Source organism: Streptantibioticus ferralitis (assembly GCF_029223525.1).
Classification (GTDB): domain Bacteria; phylum Actinomycetota; class Actinomycetes; order Streptomycetales; family Streptomycetaceae; genus Streptantibioticus_A; species Streptantibioticus_A ferralitis.
This window is the reverse complement of record NZ_JARHTQ010000029.1, coordinates 22,315-39,240: the sequence shown is the minus strand read 5'-3', so window position 1 is coordinate 39,240 and position 16,926 is coordinate 22,315. Positions and strand designations below refer to the sequence as shown.

General features: G+C 68.6%; 21 protein-coding genes and 2 pseudogenes. 6 read left to right on the top strand and 17 right to left on the bottom strand.

Annotated features, from left to right (window positions below; genetic code table 11):
* Positions 1 to 41: 41 nt before the first annotated feature.
* Positions 42 to 167: pseudogene (locus P2L57_RS31455) on the top strand (IS6 family transposase); the annotation flags it as partial.
* Positions 168 to 366: 199 nt separating this feature from the next.
* Here the strand turns inward: P2L57_RS31455 and P2L57_RS31450 are convergent.
* A complete protein-coding gene (locus P2L57_RS31450) occupies positions 367 to 507 on the bottom strand; it encodes a hypothetical protein (RefSeq protein ID WP_275820386.1) in 141 nt (46 codons plus the stop codon).
* Positions 508 to 795: 288 nt separating this feature from the next.
* Between P2L57_RS31450 and P2L57_RS31445 the strand changes: the two genes are divergently transcribed.
* Positions 796 to 1,218, top strand: a complete 423-nt coding sequence (locus P2L57_RS31445; RefSeq protein ID WP_275820321.1) for a hypothetical protein — start codon at positions 796 to 798, stop codon at positions 1,216 to 1,218.
* Positions 1,219 to 1,435: 217 nt separating this feature from the next.
* Here P2L57_RS31445 and P2L57_RS31440 read toward each other — a convergent pair whose 3' ends face one another.
* The 3 genes from P2L57_RS31440 to P2L57_RS40930 are packed head-to-tail and all read right to left on the bottom strand — an operon-like array spanning position 1,436 to position 2,227.
* On the bottom strand, positions 1,436 to 1,591 hold the full coding sequence (locus P2L57_RS31440; RefSeq protein ID WP_275820319.1) for a hypothetical protein: 156 nt from the start codon (positions 1,589 to 1,591) through the stop codon (positions 1,436 to 1,438).
* Positions 1,584 to 2,030: a CYTH domain-containing protein gene (locus tag P2L57_RS31435; RefSeq protein WP_344185404.1), complete on the bottom strand. Its 447-nt coding sequence runs from the start codon at positions 2,028 to 2,030 to the stop codon at positions 1,584 to 1,586. The genes P2L57_RS31440 and P2L57_RS31435 overlap by 8 nt, the downstream gene beginning before the upstream one ends.
* Entirely contained in the window at positions 1,982 to 2,227 is a 246-nt protein-coding gene (locus P2L57_RS40930) for a CYTH domain-containing protein (protein ID WP_344185402.1), read from the bottom strand. The genes P2L57_RS31435 and P2L57_RS40930 overlap by 49 nt, the downstream gene beginning before the upstream one ends.
* A 204-nt stretch (positions 2,228 to 2,431) precedes the next feature.
* On the opposite strand from P2L57_RS40930, the gene P2L57_RS31430 reads away from it, so the two are divergent.
* Positions 2,432 to 3,016, top strand: coding sequence for a hypothetical protein (locus P2L57_RS31430; RefSeq protein ID WP_275820317.1), 585 nt, complete (start codon positions 2,432 to 2,434; stop codon positions 3,014 to 3,016).
* Positions 3,017 to 3,195: 179 nt separating this feature from the next.
* Here P2L57_RS31430 and P2L57_RS31425 read toward each other — a convergent pair whose 3' ends face one another.
* From P2L57_RS31425 to P2L57_RS31395, 7 genes are all read right to left on the bottom strand, one after another.
* On the bottom strand, positions 3,196 to 3,462 hold the full coding sequence (locus P2L57_RS31425) for a hypothetical protein (protein ID WP_275820315.1): 267 nt from the start codon (positions 3,460 to 3,462) through the stop codon (positions 3,196 to 3,198).
* A 49-nt stretch (positions 3,463 to 3,511) separates the two neighbouring features.
* The gene (locus tag P2L57_RS31420; RefSeq protein ID WP_275820312.1) at positions 3,512 to 3,802 is read right to left on the bottom strand and encodes a hypothetical protein; all 291 of its coding nucleotides are present in this window, start codon (positions 3,800 to 3,802) and stop codon (positions 3,512 to 3,514) included.
* A 43-nt stretch (positions 3,803 to 3,845) separates the two neighbouring features.
* Positions 3,846 to 4,106, bottom strand: a complete 261-nt coding sequence (locus tag P2L57_RS31415) for a hypothetical protein (RefSeq protein ID WP_275820310.1) — start codon at positions 4,104 to 4,106, stop codon at positions 3,846 to 3,848.
* 91 nt (positions 4,107 to 4,197) lie between these two features.
* On the bottom strand, positions 4,198 to 4,788 hold the full coding sequence (locus P2L57_RS31410; RefSeq protein ID WP_275820308.1) for an isochorismatase family protein: 591 nt from the start codon (positions 4,786 to 4,788) through the stop codon (positions 4,198 to 4,200).
* 460 nt (positions 4,789 to 5,248) lie between these two features.
* Positions 5,249 to 6,769, bottom strand: coding sequence for a helix-turn-helix domain-containing protein (locus P2L57_RS31405; protein ID WP_308292529.1), 1,521 nt, complete (start codon positions 6,767 to 6,769; stop codon positions 5,249 to 5,251).
* Positions 6,770 to 7,434: 665 nt separating this feature from the next.
* Positions 7,435 to 7,755 (bottom strand): hypothetical protein, encoded by a 321-nt coding sequence (locus P2L57_RS31400; protein WP_275820306.1) that lies wholly within the window; start codon positions 7,753 to 7,755, stop codon positions 7,435 to 7,437.
* 72 nt (positions 7,756 to 7,827) lie between these two features.
* Positions 7,828 to 8,028: a hypothetical protein gene (locus tag P2L57_RS31395; protein ID WP_275820304.1), complete on the bottom strand. Its 201-nt coding sequence runs from the start codon at positions 8,026 to 8,028 to the stop codon at positions 7,828 to 7,830.
* 708 nt (positions 8,029 to 8,736) lie between these two features.
* Between P2L57_RS31395 and P2L57_RS31390 the strand changes: the two genes are divergently transcribed.
* Positions 8,737 to 9,030, top strand: a complete 294-nt coding sequence (locus P2L57_RS31390) for a DUF6087 family protein (RefSeq protein WP_275820302.1) — start codon at positions 8,737 to 8,739, stop codon at positions 9,028 to 9,030.
* A gap of 722 nt (positions 9,031 to 9,752) precedes the next feature.
* The gene (locus P2L57_RS31385; protein ID WP_275820300.1) at positions 9,753 to 10,517 is read left to right on the top strand and encodes a YqjF family protein; all 765 of its coding nucleotides are present in this window, start codon (positions 9,753 to 9,755) and stop codon (positions 10,515 to 10,517) included.
* A gap of 73 nt (positions 10,518 to 10,590) precedes the next feature.
* Here the strand turns inward: P2L57_RS31385 and P2L57_RS40925 are convergent.
* Positions 10,591 to 10,911, bottom strand: a pseudogene (locus P2L57_RS40925) (IS5 family transposase); the annotation flags it as partial.
* A gap of 2 nt (positions 10,912 to 10,913) precedes the next feature.
* Between P2L57_RS40925 and P2L57_RS41260 the strand changes: the two are divergent.
* Entirely contained in the window at positions 10,914 to 11,114 is a 201-nt protein-coding gene (locus P2L57_RS41260) for a DUF8825 domain-containing protein (RefSeq protein WP_504987674.1), read from the top strand.
* A 325-nt stretch (positions 11,115 to 11,439) separates the two neighbouring features.
* Here the strand turns inward: P2L57_RS41260 and P2L57_RS31375 are convergent, their stop codons facing one another.
* The 5 genes from P2L57_RS31375 to P2L57_RS31355 form a co-directional block, all read right to left on the bottom strand.
* On the bottom strand, positions 11,440 to 13,245 hold the full coding sequence (locus P2L57_RS31375) for an alkaline phosphatase family protein (protein ID WP_275820298.1): 1,806 nt from the start codon (positions 13,243 to 13,245) through the stop codon (positions 11,440 to 11,442).
* A 141-nt stretch (positions 13,246 to 13,386) separates the two neighbouring features.
* Positions 13,387 to 13,563 carry a hypothetical protein gene (locus P2L57_RS31370; protein ID WP_275820296.1) on the bottom strand — a complete coding sequence of 59 codons (177 nt, stop codon included), beginning with the start codon at positions 13,561 to 13,563 and terminating at the stop codon, positions 13,387 to 13,389.
* 356 nt (positions 13,564 to 13,919) lie between these two features.
* Entirely contained in the window at positions 13,920 to 14,171 is a 252-nt protein-coding gene (locus tag P2L57_RS31365) for a hypothetical protein (protein ID WP_275820294.1), read from the bottom strand.
* A gap of 808 nt (positions 14,172 to 14,979) precedes the next feature.
* Positions 14,980 to 15,903, bottom strand: coding sequence for an RNA polymerase sigma-70 factor (locus P2L57_RS31360; protein ID WP_275820292.1), 924 nt, complete (start codon positions 15,901 to 15,903; stop codon positions 14,980 to 14,982).
* 178 nt (positions 15,904 to 16,081) lie between these two features.
* Positions 16,082 to 16,555 (bottom strand): carboxymuconolactone decarboxylase family protein, encoded by a 474-nt coding sequence (locus tag P2L57_RS31355; protein WP_275820290.1) that lies wholly within the window; start codon positions 16,553 to 16,555, stop codon positions 16,082 to 16,084.
* Positions 16,556 to 16,926 lie beyond the last annotated feature (371 nt).

Below are 16,926 nucleotides of genomic sequence, written 5' to 3'. Positions count from 1 at the left end.
ATGATCGCTGGGCAGGTCACGGATTGTCGGGAGGGGCTGTCGTGGGGGCTGGAGTGCCGTCACACAAAGGGTTCCGGCACCCGGCGGAGATCATCTCGCATTGCGTGTGGCTGCACTACCGCTTTCCGCTCGGTTTTCGTGAGGTCGAGAAGCTGATGCCGGCTCGCAAGATGGAACGCCTTCTGCACCTCATACGCGACGAACATTCTCGCAGCAGAACCCGAACGCTTCATACATGTCTGCCCTTTCGGACATCAACTGCTGGCCGCACGTACCCGAACCCAGCGCGATGCCCGTCGCGCCCCGATCCACCGTCGGCGCCGACGCCGGCCCAGAAACCGGCAAAACCACCAAACTGTGAGGTGGTCAGGTGGCAGCAGGCGAGGACGGTTCGGCCGCTTCGACCCACTGGTGGTCGAGGATGGCGGGGTTGGTGAAGTCCAGACTGGAGAAGGCGACGGCGATGTCCTCGGCCCCGTAGGGGGCCGCCCGCAGCGCGGGGAGCACAGCAACGGCTCGCCGTGCTTGCCACCACGTTTCCGGCAGGGGGCGAGGCAGTATCTGCCTGTTCGCGATATCGGACCGCGTAGGTCGCGGGCTTCCGCTCCCGAGAAGCGATTCGGCGGCCATTGACGGCATCAGGACTGGTCGGCGGGTTTGTCGTGGATCCGTAACGGCGCCGGGCGAGGTGCAACCGGGCGGGACGGCCGGCTCGTGTGGGTGATCAGCGAGGCGCACCGGGCGCCTTGGCGAAGAGGTGGGTCTCACCGGGGAGATCCCACGGGAGGGAAGTCCATGACCAGGACGAAGAAGACCGGGATGAAGGCGCGGGGCGGCCGTGTGGCCGTGATCGGTGCGCTGGGTCTGGCCTCAGTGACTCTGGCCGCCGCGCCGGCGTTCGCCAAGGGCGGTGTCGGCATCACGGCGCCGCACACGGCGCATGTCGGCAAGACCATCACCGTCACGGCGCACGGCACCGACGACAGCGCCGGCTACCTGCACCAGCTGTGCCTGGAGGAGAACGGCTTCGGCGAGGGATGGCACCAGGAGAACTGCAGTGCCCCGGCCAAGGGCGACGCGCGCGTCACCGCACACGGCACGTCCGCGCGCCGCGGCGACCTGAAATTCCGTGCGGTGCTCTACGGCCTGACCAGCAAGCACGACCACCACCCCGTGCGCCTGCACGGCTCCGAAGTGGTGACGGTGCACGTCCGCTGAGCCAGCGGCGCGGCCGCGGGCAGCCGGCACGGCCACTGCCCGCGGCCGCGCGGTTCCGTGCCTGCCTTGCGATTTCGTCCTCCAGCCTCTGCGGGAGGGAGCTCTACTGGCTCATGGAGTCGCACAGCCGTTGTCCCGTCTCATTCGATCTTGCCTGTGTTCGACGTCCTGACGTGGGCAGATGCAACGGTTTGTGAGACGGCATCGGGCCGCCGTCTCAGTTGATGTTGCCTCTCAGCTGCGCTTCAGCGGCGTTGTGCTGGCTAGCCCACGCCTCAGACGACATTTCCGGCGTAGATGAGCTTTTGCCAGGCTGACGAATGACCGAGCCGCCGAGCCAGTCGGGCAGGCGTTCCGCTGCTTCTTCACTCATGGATGCGACCCTGCCACGCCCCACTGACACACCTCCTCCCAAAGGGGTCCCACGCGGCAACTTCACAAACCAGTCGGGAACCGCCCGAGCGCCAAGTCCGGTACAGCAGGTCCACCGGAGGGCAGTCCTGCAGGTCGAGTTGCGCCTCGACCTGCCCCACCAGCTCAGCGGCCTCCGGCGCGTCCGCGCTGATGACCTCGACTTCCACGAACGACCCGATCCCGGCGACGGTGTCGACGGCGACCACCACTTCGCGGTACGCCGGATGCCGGTACACGACGCGGGTCTTCTCCACCCGGACCAGTTGCCGCATGCCGATGCACTCCAGCAACTGCTCCGCCTGCGCGGCCTGCCCGGGGCCAAGGGTCACGTTCGTCTCCGACTTCGAGATCACATGTGTCGCGCCGTGAGTCGCCTCGTCAGACGGCGGCTTGTACATGACCTCTGCGAACCGCCACGCTGCCGCACCCGGAGGCACTCCACGGTCTGCGTGTAGTCCACGTCTCGGCGGCTGAAGTAGGTGTCCACCTCGGTCACCGGCCCAGAGGCCTGCCGCCCGAGTTCGACGAGCAGTCCCGCCAGGCGCTCTCCGCCGTCGGAGAGTTGGCGCTTACGCTCCACTTCGATGCGCTTCATTCCGTCTCGCCGATTCAGTTGGCGTAGGCCCGACGGCCCGCGGCGGCGGAACGTGCTGTACCGGCCGGGTGAGCCGGCGAGCTGACACGGACGCGGTGAACCCGCAGCGCATGGCGCAGCGTCTTGATGTCCAAGGCCGGGAGAACGTATCCGAGTTACGCCATCTCGGGCCTATGTGAACGTATCGAGAGAGGTTGGTTCGAAATGACACGCCGGAACCGTTCCCTGTACCGCGGTGCCGCTCTGGGGATGGCCGCTGCCGCGGTGGCCCTGCTCACGAGCTGCACGCAGAACAGCAGCACTGCGAACAGCAGCAGTCCGAACGCGGCGCAGACGCCTTCTTCGTCGGCCGTGGCGTCCCCGGCGGTGGGTACTTCGGCCAGGCACACTGCCGTCGGCTCTTCGGCCAAGGCTGGCGGCTGCCGGTCGCTGCCAGCGTCACCCACCGTCAAGGCGAGCGTCACGGCGGCCTACCGCAGACAGGCTCAACCGCCCCTCGCCCACATCGCCCCGGTCAAGGGCACGTTCTACTACGGCAGTTGCGACGGGGTCTTCTACGCCGGAACCCGCGTCCAGCTCACTCCCGGCAGCACGGAGGCGGAGCAGGTCGCCCTGCAGGATGACGGAGCTGCGATGAAGTATTTCGTCGATCGCCCGGGCGCCGGTTGGCGCTATGTGGCCAGCGACAGTTTCCCCGCCGGTCCTCGGGGGTGTGCCGCCATCGCCCAGATCCCGGCCCGCCTCGCCGCCCTGTGGAACGACTGCCGGTCCGCGGCAGGCCAAGAGTGACCTTCTGAGTCGGCGAACCGGCCCCGTTCGGGGAGCCGGAGCACCGCACGACTGCGGCCCTTCGCCGGTTCCCGGGCCTTCCTTCACTGGGTTGGTCAGGTGTGCCGTGAACCAGCGGGCCACAATCCCTCTGGTCACTCGGCCGGGCGGTGTAGGAGCCGTTCTGCTGCTTGCTGGTGCTACGACACGGGCGTCCCCTCAAGGAGCGCCTCGAACCGGGCGTTCGACGGCCGGGCCGCCGCCGACCCGATGCGCGCCTCCCACTGACGGCACGTGCCGGTTACGAACGCCTCCACCGCTTCGGGATTCGCGTCCCGCCAGGAACGGAACTGCGACGCACAGGAGAGCGCGTGCCGCGCTGGCACGTCCGCCTCCATCAGCCGCACCGCCGTGTACGCCACGTCCACCCACGCCGGGCCGGCTGCGGGCATCGCCCAGTCGACCAACCACGCACGGTCCGGACCTACGAGCAGGTTGTACGGGTTCGCGTCCGTGTCACGGCCGCGGTCGAGAACCCGGGGCGACTGCGGCGAGCCAGCGCGAGGGCTTCGGCGTACCGGGCGACCGCTGCCGGTCCTGCGGGATCTCGTCGGCCAGCAGCAGCGCCACGCTCGCCTCATCCCGCAAATCCACCGCCGGGCGGAACACCTGATGGGCGGGCAGGCCCCCGCCGGTGGCGTGGGCCAGCCGCTGTGCCAGCGGCAGGCCCGGCGCGCCGTCGGCGGGATACTGGGAGCGGTGTTCGAGGTAGGCGGACCACGGCTGCGGAAACTCCGGGTCGAACACCTGCTGGTAGACGAGGCGGTCCTGGGTGGACAGCTCCAGCCCGTCAACTCACTGACGGGCAAAAGGCGTTGGACCACCGCCGAAAGTACGTCGTCGCTATCGGCAGCTGGGCGCCGGCCCGCGGTGCCCAGCTGTCCAGCGCGGTGCGCAAGGCCGCCAGGGCATCGGCGCGCTTGAGGTCGCCGAAGTGCCGGTCTTGCTGCCGTTGTTCGGCCAGCCATCCGGCGAACTCCTTCTCGCCGTGGCGGCGGCAGATGCCCTGCACCGCGGCCGTGGTGCGCTGACCCCGGAGCCTGTCGGGCACAGACAACCACCAGGGACCGTCAGCCTCCTTCGGCAACGGCTCACGCGGCCGCGAGGGACCTGCCGGTCCCACGGCAGAAGTGGCAACTGTTTCAGGCGAGGACGACGGGCTCGCCGCTCAGCGCCACACCTGCGTGGCGCAGCTCGCTGATCGCCGTGCTGGTGGTGTCGGCGGCAACGCCGGCGGTGTAGTCGAGCAGGACCCGTACCGCGAAGCCCGCGCGTACGCCGTCCAACGCGGTGGCCTTCACGCAGTGGTCGGTGGCGATGCCGACGACGTCGAGATCGCTGACGTCGCGGGCACGCAGCCAGTCGGCCAGTGACGTGCCGTCCTGGGCCGAACCCTCGAAACCGCTCTTCGAGGCGGAGTGCGCCCCCTTGTAGAAGACTTCGTCGACGGCCCCGGAGTCGACGGCGGGCTCGAAGTTCGGATGGAACTCGCTTCCCTCGCTGCCGACGACGCAGTGCACGGGGAAGGAGTCCTGGAAGTCCGGGTGCTCGGAGAAGTGAGCCCCCGGGTCGATGTGGTGGTCGCGGGTGGCGACGATATGCGCGTAACCCCCGTCAGCGCGCCGCACCAGGCCGGCGATGGCGACAGCCCTGTCCGCGCCGCCCTTCACCGGAACACTGCCTCCCTCGCAGAAGTCCTTCTGCACATCGACGACGATCAGAGCACGGCGCACAGAACAATCCTTTCCTCGCAGGAACCCGTGCCCGTATGCCTGCCCGTCCGCTATGAACGGGTGCACCGCAGGCCGGTCATTCACCTGATCGGCCCGGCCCGACGCGCTCGGTCCTCGCTGTCACGCGAGTTCGGCCAGTTCGTCGCCCTCCGGACGGTCTGACGGAGTGACTGGTCGGGGCGTGGGGATCAAGATGATTCGACCGAAAGACAACGCTGCCAAGTGCGGCTGTGCGGCGGACAGCCGCCAGAACCAGCGGCAACAGGGGAAACCCCACCGAGATCATTTCTTGGTGGGGCTTAAAGCCAAGCTTAGAAGCCGCCGTTTCTGAACCCCAACGGGCAGGTCAGCGCCGGGAGCCGCCCTGGGCCCACCCGACGGCCGCGCCCGCCCCGCCGCAAGTAGCCTCATCATGCGCTCCCGGACCGGCCGGCAAAGTGGAACGCAGCACTTCGCTTGGCTAGGCGAGGTCGAGGGCCCGTAGTGCGAGCCACTGGTCGTGGATGGCGCTGGGGGACCGCAGCAGGGAGCGTTGGAGCAGTGCTTCGCTCCGTGTCAGGCGTTTGCGCACCGCGGATGCCGAGAGGGACAGCGCAGCGGCTGTCGGGCCGATGCGTGCGTCGAGGCGCAGCCAGGTGGTGAGCGTCTGCGCGATGCAGGTTGGGATGCCGGGCGTCTGTAGGGGATGGAACTGTCGTTGTGCCCATGCCACGACATGGGGTAGCGCGAGGAGTTCGTCCAGGGACGGTGCCGTCCCCCCACCCCCTCTCGTGCGATGATGCGGGCGGGGCTGGATGTCTGCGGCGCTCGTGCGTAGTGCGAGCGCCAGTGCGGCTTGGTCGGCGAGCCGGTTCAGGTCGAGCCCCAGCAGGTCCTGGATGAGGGTGAGACGCGCCGTCAGGGTGTTGCGGTGGATCTTCAGATGGGCCGTCGCGCGGGAGGAGAAACTGAGCCATGACGCTGCGGTGGCCAGCAGTTCCGTGCCGTCCGGGTCCTGCGAACGACGGGCGCAGTGGGCGTGCAGCGGCGCAAGGAAGACCCCGGCCCAGGCCGCCGCGGCCGGCCCGATGGTGAGGGCCAGGTCGGGGTGGCCCGCGAACGAGGCGAGCCGTTCGGTGCGGTGGCGCGCAGCGGCGAGGGCGTGGAAGGCCTGGGCGTAGCCGGTGGCGGTATCGCGTAACGGCACGACGTCGCTCACCCCGATCCAGCAGGTATCCGCCACGGACGAGGGCCATGCCCACTGCGGAGGGCTGTCGGTGTGGGCCTCGGAGCTGGCGGGCGCGAGCACCATCATGTGGTCGGCGTACACGGGGCACGGCACGATCCACGTGTCCACGACCACCCTGGCCAGCGCGCCCGCCACCGTGCCGCGTGCCGCGGGCGGTCCCTCGATGACGTACACCCGCACCACGTCGGGCAGCGCGGGTCGCAGCGCTCCCGCGACTTGGCGTGCGGCGGTCGTATGACCGTTCATCAGCAGGTGCAGGACGGCTTCCCGGGTTCGAGCATCGGCGATCCGCAGCCGACGCTGCTGCCGCCTGGCGTGTTCCACCTGCCAGCACAGACTCAGGACGGATGTGGCATCCGCGAGCAGCAGCGGCAGTTCAGGCGGTGCCGGCCGCGGCATCACGGCGGCGAGAAGGGGCACGCAGGCGCCTGGCGGCCCGTCGAGGTAAAGGACGACGCAAGCGAGGCCTTCCTGGTCGATCGCCGCGGACTTCAGTCCCCGCGCCGTGATCTCTCGGACCCCGCGCAGAACGAGATCACGCTCGGCCTCGCCAACGGGGAACGAGGGCGGAGAGGCCACGACGCCCGACCGATTCACCAGCAGGGCGGCCGCCCCGGTACGGACAGCCAGCCATTGGAGCAACTGCGCAGTGCCACCTCGGCGGGCGACACGCTGCATGTCCAGCACGTCGTCGGCCCGTCGAGTCCGCCCGCCTGCGGTCGCCGTGTCCGCACGCGGATCATCACCGTACATGTCATCCCCCCGAAAGACGACCGAAAGGCCGTTCGGCCGGAGACTATCCGGGCCCCGGCGGGTGAACAACGGGCTCGCTGTGCGATCCGGCACGGAGGGACCGCTTCACAGTGCAACGAGGACCTTCGCGCCGCCCGCAGCCGTCATAGGTTCTGGTCTGCCCGGCACCGGGCGGGGCACCGCGGTAACGATGCCGGCGCGGATACGAACTGGATTCTTGCCAGGCCCTGTGCCGACAACTCGATTCGCAGCATGCTCGATCGCCCGGGCCGTCAGTCTTGTAGCGGGCTGAGGAATCGACGCGCATTCCGAGAAGCGTTCGGGGCCTGCTGGCGACAGCGGCCGCCGTTACCGTGATCAACCTGGGCACCGGGACAGCCCACGCCAGCCCCGGATACTGGCAGTTGTTGATGTTCACGGCTAACGCCCCTGAGAGCCGGTGAAGTGGGTGACTGACCGTCATGCCGGAAACTCCTGCGGTAGGTGGCCTTCTGACAGCGCTATATCGGTATGCCTCCGTCGTCCTGCGGAGCCATCGAGAAGGTCGCGGCTCAGCTGTCGCTCAGTGCTGCGCGCGCTGCTTCCCACACCGAGCGCATCTGGGTTGGCCGGGCTTTGAGCCGAAGACGGACGGCGTGCCGCATAGCGGCTGGTGGCGCTCAGCCTCACGTCTGGCCGCAGACCAGCGCGTAGCCGAAGTGGCGGGAGACAACCTGTTCGATCGCCGGGCAGGGGCCGCGGTCAACGAGCTTGAAGGTGTTGACCACGCATGTTTGAACAGGGTGCGTCGGCCCCCCTGGTTCACCGGTGGAGTTGAAGTCCACGGGGCGCAACTGCGCGGTGGCCAGGGCGTAGCAGGCCAGGACGGTTCGGCCGTCTTCGACCCAGTAGGGGTCGAGGATGGCGGGGTTGGTGAAGTCCAAGCTGTAGAAGGCAACGGCGATGTCCTCAGTCCCGTACGGGGCCTCACGCAGCGCGGGGAGCACATCGAGGATGGCATCCCCCCTCGCCAGTACGCGCGCCTGCTCGCGGGACAGTCCCCACGGCGGAGGGTCGTCCTACCACCACGCGGGGAGTTCGTCGGAGGCGAGGTGCGTGCCGGGGCGAAGGTTGTCAAAGCGTGCTTGCTCGACGACACCGACCCGCAGCAACTCGGAGTTGACGCAGAGATCGCCTGCCACCAGTGTCCAGGGCATCCGGACGATCCGTTCGCGGGCCAGGTCGGCCAGCAGGCGCCCGAAACACTCGACCGAGAGCAAGGCCGACTCAGCGGGCCGATAAACGCGTCAGTCCAGATTCCCACGCGGCCAGGCTGCCCTTCGGAAACGCTGCCCGCGCCACCGCCACGGTCTGCTCCGGGACCTGCGGCAACCCCTTCGGCTGCATCGACATCCACACCACTCCCGCGGCCGGCACGACAGGACAACGACCACACAAGCGATCATCTCCTCAACACGACAACCCGCACACGGAATTGAGCAGCAAAGTCGTTGGGGAGCCTCAAAGTCCGATCCGCCGAGACAACTGCTGTGCCCGTGAAGGAAGTGCTCGACCGTCTGAAGTTCCCGATGTCTCTCGCGCTCCCCGGATACAACTCGTGTTCCTGGCGCGACGACAACGGCGACCTCACCGGCGTGGGGCTGTGGACGGATAACGGCTCAACGGCCAGTGCCCATGTCGGGGGAAGGTCCGGCAGATCGGTCCTCATAGGCTCTGGGACACGGTTGAGGAACTGGCGTCGACCTTCCCGGACGAAACTCCCTCCCGAGAGGACTTCGGCCTCACGATCAGTCCGGCCGGTCAGCAGGTCTGGTACCGCAAGCCGGATGGCCCTTCCTGGCAGCTCCCTATCTGACGGGAAAGGCACGATCAGGACCTCGCGTACCGTCGGAGCGACTAGCATCCCCCGAGCTAGCCGCTTCCAGGCGGGGACCGATACGCGAGTCACCAATAGGAGAAAGCGCGACATGCACGAGGAAGAGCCCCTGGACGCCTACTTGGCCCGCCACGACGCGAAGATCGGCCGCCTACAGGCCGTTCACGCCTACGGGCCACTTCGCGGCCAGCATGTTGACCCAGACCAGCCTCGGCTGATCCAGCGGTGGAACGGAACCGCCTGGGAGTTCGCCGCGCTGGCCGCCGACCTCAAAGAGGCGCAGAAGATCCTGCACCCGCCCAAGAACGAGCCTGCGGGCCTGGAACCAGCCGAGCCTGCGTTCCGACCAATGGCCCCAGGGCGCGGCCGACACCGCAAGGCGTAGAACAGGACGCGCTCCGTCGTCGCATCAACGCCGTGAATGAATGAATTGATCGAACCTGCCCTGGCCGCCTGTCCCCCTCGTGCACCACCCCAGGCCCCTCCCCCGAGCCCAGGACGGCTCATTCTCGGCGCATTAGCCTCGCGACGGCCCATCACCTAGTCATACAACCCGGCACACCAACGGGTACGGCCGGGCAAGACCGCGCTCCTTATCCCAAAGCCGGGCGTCAACCGCCGCCAGTATCGACCCCGCCCTCGTGCCGCTCACCCCGTCAGCCCCCTCCCGCTCCCAACGGATTGGAGGGGGAGCAGAGCGAACCCGCGGCGACCAGGCCCGCCCTGAAGGGTGTCCTTACTGCCGTACAGCGACTGACCAGCGGCTTTGCGAACGGCCGCGCCCCGGGCATGATCCCGGTTCGTGGGTCTACCATTGCTGTACTTGATCTTCTGCCGACTGCTGGGCTGGCTGAGTACCTGATTGCAATCCCGGATCCCTGAGTCACGATAACCGCAGTAACAGTAGGCATCGGTTCGATGCACCGCGCCGCGTCGACCAAGGCGCCGGCCCCGCTCGCGACAGCCCAGACGCGCGCGTGGGAGCGGGCCCGTTCCGCCAGATGCACGGAAGACGCGCGTGGGAGCGGGAGCGGCGCGGCATGCGCTACGACGGGCTGGCCGGGGGTCCCCGCGTCGACGGCCGGACGGATGTGCGACGCTGATGCGATGTCGCTCGCCCCTGCCCCTGCGGAGCCCATAACGCCCGAGCCGGTGCGCGAGGTGCCGGACACACTGCTCACCCAGTCCTGGCTCGACCTGTCGTTCCTGCACTGGGCCGCCGACCCTGCGGACGTGGCGCCGCTGCTGCCGGCCGGGACCGTGCCGGACACGCACGACGGGCTCACCTACGTCGGCCTGGTGGCGTTCCGGATGTACCGGGTGGGCTGGTTCAAGATGCCGGGTATCCCGTACCTCGGCACCTTTTCAGAGACCAACGTGCGGCTCTACTCGGTGGACCGGCACGGCCGACGCGGCGTGGTGTTCCGCTCGCTGGAGGCATCGCGTCTGCTGCCGGTGGCCATCGCCCGCAGCGCCTTCCGGCTCCCCTACATGTGGGCCAGCATGGCGATCCACCGCGACGCGGACACCATCAGCTACACCAGCAGCCGACGCTGGCCCGGGCCGCGCGGGGTGCGCTGCCGGATCGGGGTGCGGGTCGGCGAGCGGATCGAGGAGCCGACCGCCCTCGAACACTTCCTGACCGCCCGCTGGGGAATGCACCACGCCTTCTTCAGCCGACCGGTGTATCTGCCCAACACCCACCCGCACTGGCCACTGCACCGGGCCGAACTCCTGTACTGCGAGGATGAGTTGGTAACTGCCGCCGGGCTACCGTCGCCGGTCGGGCCGCCGGCGAGCGTGCTGTACTCCCCCGGGGTGCCAGTCCGCTTCGGCCGCCCTGCCCACCCGGGCGGCCTACCCACCCCCTGAGCCCCCGCAGGCGGTGGCCGGGCCTTTGAAGGACGTCTGGTTCGCGTAGTTCGCGAGTGATTGCGCTATATGCGTTTCGCCAGGTTGTGATGGTTTCACCGGTTGCCCGTTTGGCGAGGTCGGAGATCGCGGCGAGGCGGATCACGCTCTTGGAGTGTGTTGGTTTGGTTTCGTAGTCGCGGGCCAGTCGGCGGTGCATCATGAGCCAGTCGAAGCTGCGTTGTGCGACCCAGCGTCGTGGTAGTACCGAGAAGCCTTTGACCTGCCTGTTTCGTGGTACGACGTCGACGTCGATGCCGAGTTGGGCGCCGTGTTCGACGGCCTGGTTCTTGTAGCCGGTGTCGACCCACGCTTTGGTGACGGTGAGGTGGGTGGTGGCGAGGCGGGTGAGGAGGGGTGTTCGAGGCCGAAGCGCGTGATGAGCTGTCCGCCGAGGCCCTATGGGCACGGCGGCGCGAGGTGGCCCATGCCCTCAGCACTCATCCGTGTTTCGCGACACTGGAAGGCCCGCAAGTCACCCGGGCCCGCATGGTGCTGAGGCACTACAACGCCGCCTCGCACGACAGGGCTTCGCCGTGGGGCGGCTCAGGCACGTAGCCGATGGGCTCGGTTTGGGGCGCCGCGATCGGGGAAGTCCGCAAGCGGGGTCGCCCGGGGATGGTGCGATCCCCTTCGGCGGCAATCGCACCGTGCCTAGAGCGCCGGACAGCCGCTGACTGACCTGTGATCTCTCCAGCGACAGGTGGCCGAAGACGCTGGGAAGCCCGCCGATGAGCGACTCGTGCTCAAGGGCGGTTGGCCGCCCCGCTTCTTGGTTTCAGGCCTGCGCGCTCGGCTACTGGCGCCTGGCCAAGGTCGAGCGCCGCTGGGCGGCGACATCGAGTGGGGCTGAGCGCGCAGGCCTGTGACCGCTACCGGCGGATCAGCCGACGGACAGTGAGAAAGGTCCGGCCAGCACCGAGTAGCCGTCGTTGGCGAGGTAGTACACGTCGTACGTGCCCGCGCCGGACAGCTTGCCGGTGGAGAAGGTCACCGTGCCGCTGGCGTTGGGGGCGTAGGCCCAGGTCAGCGCGGACTGCTGGCCGGGGGTGACGCCCGCCGGGTAGATGCCGATCCAGTTCTTCGCACTCACCTGCGCGGCGGACGGCACCGTGTACCGGAAGGTGACATTGCCGCCGTTCGCGACCGCGTTCAGGTCGCCGGTGAGCGTCGGCGTCGTGGCGGCGGACGGCACGAAGGCGGCGTTCAGCGGTGTCGCGTAGCTGTCGTTGGCTGTCAGACCGGGCAGGCCGAGAGCCGCCTCGATGGTGCGGGCGATGCCGTAGTGGTCGTCATGGCTCGGGCTGCTGGTCCCGGCCGATACGGTGCCTTGCGAGCCGAGGACCACGGTGGCTACGTGGTTGTACGCCTCGTTCTCGCTCTCGTCCCAGGTCAGGATGAGCAGTGAACGCTGCTGGGTCCAGGCGGGGGAGGCCAGCACCGGGGCGAGGGTCTGCTTCAGCCAGCCGTCCTGCGTCTTCAGGCTGGTGGAGTTGCCGTTGCCGGAGCCCTCGCCGTCGTAGTAGTCGTCGGCGGCGATCCAGGAGAAGTTCGGTGTGGTCGCGGCCGACTGCAGGTCGGTGGTCAGTTGCGAGGTGTCGAACAGGTGCGCCGCGCAGCGGGACGCGTTGCCACTGATGTCGGTGTAGTTGATGAACGGCGCGTCGTCGGGCATGTAGGAGCTGTCGTAGTTGTTGTTGGTGTTGCAGGGCGTGCCCATGCCCTGCTCGTAGGCCTTCCAGCTCTTGCCGGTCGCCTCCAGGGTGTCGCCCAGGTTGCGCTCGGGGGAGTTGATGTTGGGCCAGTAGGTGGCGCCCTTGGTGTAGGTGTTGCCGCCCGCGACGGCGAGGTAGTTCTCGTCGCTGGGGTGGTAGACGCCGTGGTAGTCGGTCAGCGTCGCGCCCTGGCCCATCAGATTGTGCATGTAGGGGGTGTCCGATGGATCGTTCATGATCTCGGAGTAGTCGGTGTTCTCCATCATGACCATGAACACATGGTCGTAGCCGGGCACGCTCGATGCGGGCGGGGCGAGTGGGGCCGGCGCGGTGACCGGGGTGTTCACGGTGAGCGAGAGGTTGTCCAGGTAGCCGGTCTCGTTGGACGTCGACAGGAACTGCACCTCGACCTGGATGGACCGGGTCCCGGCGGGGATCGAGCCGGTGGTGCTGCGGGAGAGGAACGTGGTGGCCAGGCCGCGGTCGGTCGCGGAGACCGTCGGCAGCTTGGCGGTCGCGCCGATCGGGCGGCCGTTCGCATCGTGGAAGTGCAGGCTGACCGCGACGTAGCCGCTGTAGACGGTCCAGCCGCCGAGCCAGCCGGAGAGGTTGTAGTTCACCGCGCCGCCGTCGATGGCCGTGGCGGCCGAGGAGACGTCCACGGTCTGTGTCATGGCGCCGTCGCCGAAGTTGCCGGGCCCGAAGAATGCCTTACCGGGCGTCTGGCCGTCGCTGGGCAGCCCGAAGGACCCTGCGGTGGAGCACATGACGTTGGGGCCGCCGGCCTCGGTGGTCCAGCCGGGCACGGTGGTGGCCGCGCCCCAGTCGTTGGTGCAGTAGCCGCCGGCCTCCGCGTCGCCGTTGACGATCAGGTTGCCGCTGCTGACCGCCGCCTGGGCAGGGGCGGGGGCCCAGACGATCAGTGCGCCGATGAGGGCGAGTAGGCCGCCGAGGGATCTCCAGCGCTGTTTCATTCGTGTACCTCGTCCCGTTGGTGAGGGTGCCGTGAGGGTGATGCTGTTACGGCCTGGCTGTGCGCGATGAGCGGGACATAGGTACCGGGCGCCGCTGTCGAGTGGGGGAACCAGGACCAAACTTGACTAGACAACTTTGCGTCAGCCGTAGGCGGCGCAGACGGGCACACCCGACCGCTCCCCCTTCGGCTTACGAGCCGCCCACGCGTCGCCGACGACCGCCTCGCGTGTCTCCACCAGCGTCCAGCCCTCACCCAGCGCCGCCGTGACGTGGCCGCCGATCAGGCGAAGGCAGGAGAGCTGGCAACACCGGTACACCAAGCCCCACTTGACTCAGGGTCGACTCCGTCTGCTTCGGCACCGAAGCCGCCGCGGTCTGTGTCTTGCGGGTGACCCAGGACGGCCCGGCGGGGGCCTCCTCCTCGGCTGTGAGCCTGTCTTCGCGCCACACCACCCGGGGGCCGTCGCCAGTTTCGTCGCGGCGGCTGACCTCGGCTTCGCCCTCGAGGGGAAAGCGCATCATGCGAGCCCGACAGGCTGGAGTTGGTGTCCTGCAGCACGAGCGGGCCGCCCGTCGGCAGGTGCCAGGGCACGAGCGTCCGCTTGCCGTCCGCGACGACCCCTGGTCCAGGGATGCCACTGTGCTCGTATGAACCGTCGGAGAAGGTCCGGCCTCACGGCAGCAGGTAGCTGGACACACGACCGGATGTGTTGGTGCTGATGAACAACCCGTCCGCCCACAGGGCGATGTAGGGGAAGTACAGGATCAGATCACGGAACGAGCGGCCGCCGTCGCGGTCCCACGGGTGTTGCAGATCTCGGCTGGAGAAGCAGTCCCACAGCATGGCCTGGAAGGTCCGCTGACCCGGCTGATCGGTATCCAGCGCCAGACGCCCATGGCGCTGGCTCCTGCTCAGCGGCCTCACCGCCCTCCACGAGGACCTGGCCGGCGACGTCGGCGCTGCGGCCCACCGGGCGGCACCCCGCAGCAATCCAACGGTGCCCTGACCATCGGCGCCTGGCCATCGTTGCCTGGCCATCGTTGCCTTGGCCCAGGAAGCCCAGGTCCCCCGCAACGCGCTCACTCTGCGCCGCATAAACCTCATGAGCGAGTTCTACGCCAAGGTCACAGAACGCGGGCAACCCGCAGACGCCGAAAAGCGCCTGCGCCAGCAGGTCACCAAGCTGAAGGAACTCCGCGAACGGGACGGCCGGCAACTCGCCCCCTGCAGACCGATGTCGAGCACCTGGTCCGGGTGGTCAACCAGCTCACGCTTCAGAACCGGGGGCTCCGCCAGCAGCTGGCTGCACGCCGCACCGGGCGCCGATGGTCCGCCTTCTGCACACCCAGTCGCAGCCGCCAAAGAACCCCAGCGATCCCGTGGTGCCCTGACGGCGGTCCAACTCGCTGTGCCCATCGGCAACATGGCCGGCATCGAGGCCTTCGCGCGGCCGGGTACCGCGTGGTCCACGTCGTCTACCGGTTGCCGCTGACACACACGGGGCCCGGCGCCTGGGCAGTGCCGGGCGCCAGGCTCCGCCCGCAGCGCGCTGACACCTCGCCGTCGGCGGTGTTCGGGCTCACCGCCCAGGTCAGGCCCACCGCGCGTCCACCCCATCCACGCACATGTGAAGGACGCGATCTGCGAGGCGACCGTCGAGAAGATCATGAGCACCCTGTGGCCGCTGACATGATCTGCCGGTGAACGAGCCGGCCGTGCACCACTGTCGAGGTCAGTTCATCTGCCGACGGGCCTGCCTCCACTCGCGGTCGACGGCCCAGGCGTCGGCGACCGGCCCGATGTGGGCGAGCTTGTCGGGATTGATCACCACGCGGATGGTCTGAATCTGCCCGTCGAGCACATCGAGGGCCAGGGTGTGCACGATCTTGCCGTCCCGGTTACGGAAGATCGCGCCGGGCTGGCCGTTGACCTCCTGTGGCTCGAACGTCACGCCGATCCGGATCAGCCAGGGGAAGATCGTGCCCAGCACCCGGGCCACGTTCTCCGCGCCCATGAGAGCCTTGGCCAGCTGCGGGGCCTTGCCGCCGCCGTCCCCGACCAGTTGCACGTCGGCGGCCAGCAGATGCTGCAGCCCGCCCACATCGCCGTCCTTCAGCGCGTCGAAGAACCGCGTCGCCAGTTCCTGCCGCTCCTGACAGTCGGCTGCGAACCGCGGCCGCCCGGCCTCCATATGCCGCCGCGCCCGCACCAGCAGTTGTCGGCATGCCGCCTGCGAACGCCCCACCGCCGCGGCGACCTCGTCGAACCCGAAGGCGAACACCTCCCGCAGCACAAACACCGCCCGCTCCAGCGGGCTGAGCCGCTCCAGCAGCAGCAGCGCCGCCATCGACACCGAGTCGGCCAGCTCCGCCGACCGCGCCGGATCCTGATACGGATCGCTCAGCAGCGGCTCGGGAAACCACGGTCCCACGTACTCCTCCCGCCGCACCCGCGCGGAACGCAGCACATCGATCGAGATCCGCGTCACCGCGGCCGACAAAAAGGCCTTGGTCGACGTGGGCCGGGTCACCGAGCCGTCAAACCGCAGCCACGTCTCCTGCACCGCATCCTCAGCCTCACCCACACTGCCCAGAATCCGGTAGGCAATCGAAAACAGCAGCGGCCGCAGTTCCTCGAACTCCTCGACCTTGCTCACGCCGACTTCCCTCCCCCAGATGCCCTCCCGCCCGGCCGTACTCGCCGGGGCAGACACCTTCTGGTGATCATCCGGACCCCGGCAGGCCAGAGTAACGCCCCCTGAGCCCGGGGCTGGCAGCCCGCAGCCCGCAGCCCGCAGCCCGCAGCCGGACCGAAGAGCCAGTCGCTGATGCCGTTCAGTGGAATTGCCCGGGCTCGTAGTTGCCGGCCGGCTGCCGGGCGATGATGTTCGCCCGGTTCACCATGTTCATGAAGGAGACCAGGACCACCAGGGCGGTGAGCTGCTCCTCGTCGTGATGCTTGGCGGCGTACGCCCACACCTCGTCGCTGACCCCACCGGCCCCATCCGCGACCCGGGTCCCCTCCTCCGCCAGCTGAAGCGCGGCATGCTCGGCCTCGGTGAAGACCGTGGCCTCCCGCCACGCCGCCACCAGGTTCAGCCGCACCGAGGTCTCGCCGGCAGCAGCGGCCTCCTTGGTATGCATGTCGATGCAGACGGCGCAGCCGTTGATCTGACTCACGCGCAGCGCCACCAGCTCCTGCGTCGCGGCCGGCAGCGGCGAGTCCTTGAGCGCCTTGCCCGCCGACATGAAGTATTTGAGCGCCTTGCCGGCGGTCGGGCTGGCGAAGTAGTTCAGTCGCGCGTCCATGGTGTGCTCCTCCGTGGTCGTCAGTGGCTACACCCCCTCAGACGAGGTAGCCCGCCCCCCTGTGACATCGACGAATGTGACCTGGGTCTCCCCGGGAAGGTGACAGCCTCCGGCAGCCCAGGCTCGGCGCCCTCTCCCGCACCGACGACGGCGGCCAGCGGGCTGTGGGTGGTACCCATGAGCTTCGCAGTCGCCTGAGCGGTCGCCGATGAGACTGGGCGGACGGGTATCGACCCGATCCAGCGTCAGGGGGCCTGGTGGCAGCACCGGTTCGAGTCCACAGACTCACCGACCATGAGGGACACAAAACGACTGAACCCCACGCGGGTGGAGGCGCCCTGGGAACGATCGGTGAGTTTCCTGGGAAGGCG

What these genes read in the sequence shown, in the direction of transcription:
- P2L57_RS31445 (WP_275820321.1), top strand. Translation starts at nt 796, where the DNA reads ATGACCAGGACGAAGAAGACCGGGATGAAGGCGCGGGGCGGCCGTGTG.
- P2L57_RS31440 (WP_275820319.1), bottom strand. Translation starts at nt 1,591, where the DNA reads ATGAGTGAAGAAGCAGCGGAACGCCTGCCCGACTGGCTCGGCGGCTCG.
- P2L57_RS31435 (WP_344185404.1), bottom strand. Translation starts at nt 2,030, where the DNA reads ATGTACAAGCCGCCGTCTGACGAGGCGACTCACGGCGCGACACATGTG.
- P2L57_RS40930 (WP_344185402.1), bottom strand. Translation starts at nt 2,227, where the DNA reads ATGAAGCGCATCGAAGTGGAGCGTAAGCGCCAACTCTCCGACGGCGGA.
- P2L57_RS31430 (WP_275820317.1), top strand. Translation starts at nt 2,432, where the DNA reads ATGACACGCCGGAACCGTTCCCTGTACCGCGGTGCCGCTCTGGGGATG.
- P2L57_RS31405 (WP_308292529.1), bottom strand. Translation starts at nt 6,769, where the DNA reads ATGTACGGTGATGATCCGCGTGCGGACACGGCGACCGCAGGCGGGCGG.
- P2L57_RS31390 (WP_275820302.1), top strand. Translation starts at nt 8,737, where the DNA reads ATGCACGAGGAAGAGCCCCTGGACGCCTACTTGGCCCGCCACGACGCG.
- P2L57_RS31385 (WP_275820300.1), top strand. Translation starts at nt 9,753, where the DNA reads ATGTCGCTCGCCCCTGCCCCTGCGGAGCCCATAACGCCCGAGCCGGTG.
- P2L57_RS31375 (WP_275820298.1), bottom strand. Translation starts at nt 13,245, where the DNA reads ATGAAACAGCGCTGGAGATCCCTCGGCGGCCTACTCGCCCTCATCGGC.
- P2L57_RS31355 (WP_275820290.1), bottom strand. Translation starts at nt 16,555, where the DNA reads ATGGACGCGCGACTGAACTACTTCGCCAGCCCGACCGCCGGCAAGGCG.